This window comes from Kitasatospora sp. NPDC054939 (assembly GCF_053610105.1).
The window spans coordinates 21,149-29,324 of the sequence record NZ_JBSGXP010000108.1 but is presented as its reverse complement, the minus strand read 5'-3'; the positions used below and the strand labels follow the sequence as shown (position 1 = coordinate 29,324).

Sequence of the window (8,176 nt, the reverse complement as noted above, 5' to 3'; positions counted from 1 at the left end):
GACCGCCGCGCCCTCCCCGCACCCACCACCACCCACCCCACCGGCCGCACCCCCCACGGACCCCTCGAAACCACCCTCGCCACCGTCTTCGCCGAGGTGCTCGGCGTACCGGACGTCGGCGCCGAGGAGGGCTTCTTCACCCTGGGCGGGCACTCCCTGCTCGCCGCCCGGGTCGCGGGCCGGGCCCGCGCCCTGCTCGGAGTGGAGGCCACCGTCCGGGACGTGTTCGAGGCGCCCACCGTAGCCGCCCTGGCGGTCCGGCTGGCCGGCCGGACGGCGCCCGCCGTGCGTCCGGCGCTGGTCCGGGCCGAGCGCCCGGAGCACCTGCCGCTGGCCGGCAACCAGCGCAGCCTCTGGTTCCTGGACCAGTTGGCAGGCCCGAGCGCCGCCTACAACCTGCCGTTCGCGGTCCGGATCCGCGGTGCGCTGGACACCGCGGCGCTGACCGCCGCCGTGGCGGACCTGGTCGCCCGGCACGAGAGCCTGCGCACCGTCTTCGGTGTGCACGAGGGCGAGCCCCACCAACGCGTCCTGGCGCCCGAGCAGGCCGCGGTGCCGGTCGTGGTCGCCGACGTGCCGGCCGACCGGCTGGCGGCCGAGGCGGTCGCCGCCGCCGGACACCGCTTCGACCTGGCGGCCGAGGCGCCGCTGCGGGTCACCCTGCTGCGGGCCCCCGGCGAGCAGGTGCTGCTGCTCCTCGCCCACCACATCGCGGGCGACGAGTGGTCGGTGGCGCCGATGCTGGCCGACCTCCAGCTCGCCTACGCGGCCCGCCTGGCCGGACGCGCCCCCCAGTTCACCGAACTGCCGCTCCAGTACGCCGACTTCGCCCTCTGGCAGGCCGCCCTCCCGCAGGATGCGCCGCTCGACCACTGGCGCACCGCCCTCACCGGGCTCCCCGAGGAGATCGCCCTCCCCACCGACCGGCCCCGCCCTGCGGTCGCCGACAGCCGCGGCGGCGAGGTGGCGTTCGCCGTCCCGACCGGGGTCGCCCGGCGGATGGCCGAGCTGGCCCGGGAGCACGACGCCAGTGTGTTCATGCTGGTCCACGCCGCGGTCGCGGCGCTGCTGCACCGGCACGGCGCGGGCGAGGACGTCCCGCTCGGCACCCCGGTCGCCGGCCGCGCCGGCGAGCAGGCCCTGGACGGCCTGGTCGGCTTCTTCGTCAACACCCTCGTGCTGCGCACCGACCTCTCCGGCGACCCCACCTTCGCCGAACTCCTCGACCGCGTCCGCTCCTCGGACCTCGCCGCCCTGGAGCACGCCGAGGTGCCGTTCGACCGGGTCGTGGAGGCCGTCAACCCGGCCCGCTCCACCCACCGCCACCCGCTGTTCCAGACGATGGTGGCCTACGAGGCGGACGCCCCCGACACCACCGCGCTGTTCGGCCTGGAGACCGCGGAACTGCCGGTCGACCCCGGGGTGGCCAAGTTCGACCTGGACGTCGTGCTGCGCCGGGTGCCCGGCACCGAGGAGCTGACCGGCGGCATCCGCTACGCCGCCGCGCTGTTCGACCACGCCACCGTCGAGGCCCTGGCCGGGCGCCTGGTCCGGCTGCTGACCCTGGTGACCGCCGATCCGGCCGTCCGGGTGGCCGACCTCGACCTGCTCGACGACGCCGAGCGCGCCGCGCTGGAGGCCGCCAACGCCACCCACCGGCCGCTGACCGCGGGCTCGGTGGTGGAGGCCTTCGACGCCACGGTGGCCCGCACCCCCGGCGCGACCGCCCTGGTGGCCGGCGAGGAGCGGCTGACCTTCGCCGAACTGGGCCGCCGCGCGGACCGGTTGGCACGGCTGCTGGCCGGCCGCGGGATCGGCCCGGACGACCTCGTCGCGCTCGCCCTGCCCCGCTCGGCGGACTCGGTCGTCGCCACCCTCGCGGTGCTCAAGGCCGGTGCGGCGTTCCTGCCGCTGGACCTCGACCACCCGGCCGAGCGGCTCGGCTTCCTGCTGGCCGACGCGGCCCCGCGCTGCGTGCTGACCACCCGCTCCGCCGCCGCCCTGCTGCCGGCCGGCCCGGACGGCGCCCCCGCCGCGGACGCCCCCGGCACGCTGGTGCTCGACGAGCCCGCGACGGCCGCCGTGCTCGCCGCCCCCGCCGGTCCCGCGGACGGCCCGTTCCGGGTGCCGACCTCGCCCCGGCACGCCGCCTACGTCATCTACACCTCCGGATCCACCGGCCGCCCCAAGGGCGTCGTGCTGGACCACGGCGGACTGACCAACCTGCACCAGGACCACGCCCGCGAGCTGTACCACCCGGTCGCCGAGCGGCTGGGCCGCCGGGTGCGCGCCCTGCACACCGCCTCCTTCGCCTTCGACTCCTCCTGGGAGCAGCTGCTCTGGCTGATCGAGGGCCACGAGCTGCACGTCCTGGACGAGGTGGACCGGCGGGACGCCGAGGCGGTCGTCGCCTACTGCGCCGCCCACCGGATCGACACCCTCGACGTCACCCCGTCGTACGGCCTGCAGCTGTTGGAGTGCGGGCTGCTGGATCCGGCCTCCCGCCCGCCGCTGCTGCTGCTCGGCGGCGAGGGCGTGCCGCCCGCGCTGTGGCGCACCCTCGCCGACCACCCGGACGTGGAGACCGTCAACTACTACGGTCCGACCGAGTTCACCGTGGACGCGCTGGTCGCCCGGGTGACCGACGCCCCGACCCCGGTGGTCGGCCGCCCGCTGGACAACACCCGGGCGCACGTCCTGGACGCCCGGCTGCGGCCGGTGCCGCCCGGGGTGCCCGGCGAGCTGTACCTCGCCGGCGACCAGCTGGCCCGCGGCTACCTCAACCGGCCGGGGCTGACCGCCGAACGCTTCACCGCCGACCCGTACGGCCCGCCCGGCTCCCGGATGTACCGCACCGGCGACCTGGCCCGCCGCCGCGCCGACGGCCTGCTGGAGTACCTGGGCCGCACCGACGACCAGGTGAAGCTGCGCGGCTACCGGATCGAACTCGGCGAGGTCGAGGCCGCGCTGAGCGCCCGTCCGGGCGTCGGGGCCGCGGTGGCCGTGGTCCGCGAGGACGTCCCCGGGGTGCGCCGGCTGGTCGCGTACGCCACCGGGGCGGTGGACGCGGCGCAGCTGCGCCGCGCGCTCGCCGCCGAGCTGCCGGAGTACCTGGTGCCGGCCGCGGTGGTCGTACTGGACGTGCTGCCGACGACCGTGAACGGCAAGCTCGACAAGGACGCGCTGCCCGCGCCCGATCTCGCGGCCGCCCCCGCCGACGGCCGGGCCCCTCGCGACGCCCGGGAGGAGCTGCTCTGCGGAGTCTGGGCCGAGCTGCTCGGCCTCGCCCGGGTCGGCACCGACCAGGACTTCTTCGCGCTCGGCGGGCACTCGCTGCTGGCCACCCGGCTGGCCGGGCGGATCCGCGCCGTCCTCGGGGTGGAGACCGCCGTCCGGGACGTCTTCGAGGCACCGACGGTGGCCGCGCTGGCCGCCCGGCTGGCCGACCGCAGCGGCCCGGGCCGGCCGCCGCTGGTGCGCGCCGTACGCCCGGAGCGGCTGCCGCTCTCGGCCGCCCAGCGGATGATGTGGCTGCAGCACCAGGTGCAGGACTCCGGCGCGGCGTACCACATCCCGCTGGCCGTCCGGCTGACCGGCCGCCCCGACCGGGCCGCGCTCTCGGCCGCCCTGGTCGACCTGGTGACCCGGCACGAGAGCCTGCGCACGGTGTACGGCGAGCTCGACGGCGAGCCGTTCCAGCGGGTGCTGGAAGCCGCCGCCGTGACCGTGCCGCTCACGGTCGCCGACCGCACCGGCGCCGACCTCGCCGAGGCGGTCCGGGCGGTCGTGGCCCCCGCCTTCGACCTGGCCGCCGACCTGCCGCTGCGCGCCGCGCTGCTGCGCACGGGTGCCGAGGAGCACGTGCTGGTGCTCGCCCTGCACCACATCGCGGGCGACGAGGCGTCCACCGGCCCGCTGCTGGCCGACCTGGAGCGCGCGTACGCCGCCCGGCTGGCCGGACGCGCCCCGGAGTTCGCCGAACTCCCGCTGCAGTACGCCGACTTCGCGCTCTGGCAGAGCGCCCTCCCGCAGGACGCGCAGCTCGACCACTGGCGCACCGCGCTGGCCGGGCTGCCCGAGGAGATCGCGCTGCCCGCCGACCGGCCCCGCCCGGTGCGGCCGAGCCACCGCGGCGCGGTCGAGCTGTTCGAGCTGCCCGCGGCGACCGCCGGCGCACTCGCCGAGCTGGCCCGGACGCACGGCGCGACCGTGTTCATGGCCGTGCACGCGGCCGTGGCCGCGCTGCTGCACCGGCACGGCGCCGGCGAGGACCTCCCGCTCGGCACCCCGGCCTCCGGCCGCTCCGAGGAGGCGCTGGACGGGCTGGTCGGGTTCTTCCTGAACACCCTGGTGCTGCGCACCGACCTGTCGGGCGATCCGAGCTTCGCCGAACTCCTGGACCGCGTCCGGGCGGTGGACCTGGCCGCGTTCGACCACGCCGACGCGCCGTTCCAGCGGGTGGTGGACGCGGTGGCGCCCGCCCGCTCGGCGGCCCGGCACCCGCTGTTCCAGACCATGGTCACCTACCACTCGGCCCCGCCCGCGCCGGACCGGCTGTTCGGCCTGCCCGCCGAGGAGCTGACGGTCGACGCCGGCGGCGCCAAGTTCGACCTGGAGTTCGCGCTCGGCGCGGCCCCGGACGGCAGCGGCCGGCTGCTCGGCGGCGTCCGCTACGCGCTGGACCGCTTCGACGCGGCCACCGCGCGGGCCCTGGCCGACCGCCTGGTGCGGCTGGTCGGGCAGGCCGTCGCCGACCCGCACCGCCCGCTCGCCGAACTCGACCTGCTCACCGCCGGGGAGCGCGGACTCGCCCTGCACGGCCTGGACGCCACCACCGGCCCGACGGACGGCCGCACCCTGGCCGACCTGGTCGCCGCCGGCGCCGCCCGGGCCGCGGGCCCGGCGCTGCTGCTGGACGACGCGGTGCTGGAGCGGCCCGTGTTCGAGGAGCGGGTGGACCGGCTGGCCCGGCTGCTGATCGGCCGCGGCGTCGGCCCGGAGTCGGTGGTCGCCGTGGCGCTGCCGCGCTCCGCCGACCTGCTGGTCGCGGTGCACGCGGTGGTCCGGGCGGGCGGCGCCTACCTGCCGCTCGACCTCGACCACCCGGCCGACCGGCTGGCGTACCTGGTCGACACCGCCCGTCCGGTGTGCGTGCTCACCGACGCCGCGGGCGCCGCCCGGCTGCCCTCCCCGGTGACCGCCGAACCGGTGCTGCTGGACGCGCCGGGCACCGCCGCCGAGCTGGCCGCGCTGCCCGCGGGGCCGGTCACCGAGGCCGAGCGCCGCGCCTCGCTGCGGCCCGACCACCCGGCGTACGTGATCTTCACCTCGGGCTCCACCGGCCTGCCCAAGGGCGTCGTGGTCAGCCACCGGGCGATCGTCAACCGGCTGCTCTGGATGCAGGACACCTACCGGCTCACCGCCGCCGACCGGGTGCTGCACAAGACCCCGGCCGGGTTCGACGTGTCGGTCTGGGAGCTGTTCTGGCCGCTCGCCGAGGGCGTCCCGCTGGCCGTCGCCCGACCGGACGGCCACCAGGACCCGGCCTACCTGGCCGAGGTGATCCGCCGCCACGGGGTCAGCGTGCTGCACTTCGTGCCGTCGATGCTGGGCGCCTTCCTCGCCGAGGAGCGGGTCGCCGACCTGCCGGGCCTGCGGCTCGCGGTGTGCAGCGGCGAGGCGCTGCCGGTCGGCCTGGCCGAGCGGTTCACCGCCTCCGCCGACGGCCGGCCGGTCGTCCTGGCCAACCTCTACGGCCCCACCGAGGCCGCGGTCGACGTCACGTACGAGAACCACCGGCCCGGCCGCACCGGCGACGGGGTGCCGATCGGGCGGCCGGTCCGCAACACCTCGGTCCGGGTGCTGGACGCCCGGCTGCAGCCGGTGCCCCCCGGCGCGCCCGGCGAGCTGTACCTGGCGGGTGTCCAGCTCGCCCGGGGCTATCTGGCCCGCCCGGCCCTGACCGCCGAGCGGTTCACCGCCGACCCGTACGGCCCGCCCGGCTCCCGGATGTACCGCACCGGCGACCTCGTCCGGCACACCGCCGACGGCCTGCTGGAGTACCTGGGCCGCACCGACGGCCAGGTGAAGCTGCGCGGCCTGCGCATCGAACTCGGCGAGATCGAGACGGTGCTGGCCGCCGCCCCCGGGGTGGCGCAGGCCGCCGCCGCGGTCCGCGAGGACCGGCCCGGACGCCGGCGGCTGACCGGCTACCTGGTGCCCGCACCGGGCGCCGTGCCCGACCCGGCCGCGGTCCGCGCGCTGGCCGCCGAGCGGCTGCCGGAGTACATGGTGCCCGCCGACCTGGTGGTCATCGACGCGCTCCCGCTGTCGGTCAACGGCAAGCTGAACCGCGGGGCGCTGCCCGCCCCGGCCCCCGCACCGGCGCAGGCCCCCGCCCCCGCGGCGGCGCCCGCGGCGGCCGCGGCCCCGGCTGGCGACCCGGCGCAGGTGCTGGCCGCCCTGATGGCGCAGGCCCTCGGCCTGGACGAGGTGGCCCCCGACGGGAACTTCTTCTCGCTCGGCGGCGACAGCATCGTCTCCATCAAGCTGGTCTCGCTGGCCCGCAGGGCCGGCCTGACCATCACCGCCCGGCAGGTCTTCCAGCACCCCACCCCCGCCGGACTGGCCGCCCTCGCGGGCGTCCGGCCCGCGGCCGAGGCCGGCGCGCCCGGCCCGCTGGACGACGGCATCGGCGCCCTGCCGCTGCCCCCGATCGCCCACTGGCTGGCCGAACGCGGCGGCCCGGTCGACCGGTTCGCCCAGGCCAGGCTGGTCCGGCTGCCGGCCGGCGCCCGCCGCGCCGACCTGGTCGCCGCCCTGCAGGCGGTGCTGGCCGCCCACCCGGGCCTGCGCCAGGTGCTCACCGTCACGGCGCCCGGCGTGTGGAGCGCCGAGACGCTGCCCGCCGACGCCCCGGCCGCCCCCCGGGCCGCCGACTGCCTGCGCACCGTCGACGCCACCGGCCTCGACGACACCGCGCTGCGCGGCCTGGTCGCCGCCGAATCGGACGCCGCCACCGGGCGGCTGCGCCCCACCGAGGGGCGCTGCCTCCAGGCCGTCCACCTCGACGCCGGGGCGGACCGGCCCGGCCGGCTGCTGCTCGTCGCCCACCACCTGGCGGTCGACGAGGTGTCCTGGCAGATCCTGCTCGGCGACCTGCGCGCCGCCCACGAGCAGGCCTCCGCCGGGCGCCCGGTCGTCGTGGAGCCCGTCGGCACCTCGCTGCGCACCTGGACCGGGCACCTGCTGGCGGAGGCGCACAGCCCGCGCCGGACCGCCGAGCTCGACCACTGGCTGACCGCCTCCCGCACCGACGGGCGCCCGCTCGGCAGCCTCCCGCCGGACCCGGCGAGGGACACCGCCGCGACCGCCCGGGAGAGCGTCGTCACCCTCGACGCGGCCCGCACGGCGCCGCTGCTGGACGCCGTCCCGGCGGCCTTCCACGGCACCGTCAACGACGTGCTGCTGACCGCGCTCGCGGTGGCCTGCGCCGCCGTCACCGGCCGGCGGGCGGTCGGCGTCGACCTGGAGGCGCACGGCCGCGAGCAGGAGCTGCTGCCCGGTGCGGACCTCTCCCGCACGGTCGGCTGGCTCACCGCGCTGCACCCGGTGCGCCTGGACCTCGCCGCCGCCGACCCGGCCGCCGCCACCCGCGGGGCCGAGGCCGCCGGCGACGCCCTCAAGGCCGTCAAGGAGCAGCTGCGCGCCGTCCCGGCCGGCGGTCTCGGTGCCGGCCTGCTGCGCCGGCTCAACCCGGCCACCGCGCGGCTCTTCCCGGCCGACGGCCCGGAGATCCTCTGGAACTACCTCGGGCGCGGCACCGCAGCCCCGGACGCCGACTGGGGGCCCGCCCCCGAGGCCGACGCGGTGGCCGCCGCACCGGAGCCGGACGCGCCGCTCTCCCACCCGCTGGAGGTCCTGGTCCGGGTCGTGCCCGGACCGGACGGCCCCCGGCTGACGGCCCGCTGGATCCGGGCGGAGCACGCCCTCCCCGCGGCCGCCGTCACCGCGCTCACCGAGGCGTGGACCGCCGCCCTGGACGGTCTCGCCGCCTGGGCCGCCGCTCCCGGGAGCGGCGGACACACCCCCTCCGATCTCGACCTGATCTCCCTCGACCAGGCCCAGATCGCCATGCTCGAATCGATGTGGAAGGCTCAGCAGTGACTCAGGAACG

Annotated in this window: 1 protein-coding gene; it reads left to right on the top strand. The window is 78.1% G+C overall.

Translation table 11 applies throughout. The features are described 5' to 3' along the window. On the top strand, nt 1–8,166 hold an 8,166-nt coding region (locus tag ACWGB8_RS26595; RefSeq protein WP_452216124.1), incomplete at its 5' end, for an amino acid adenylation domain-containing protein. Between the last annotated feature and the right edge of the window lie 10 nt (nt 8,167–8,176).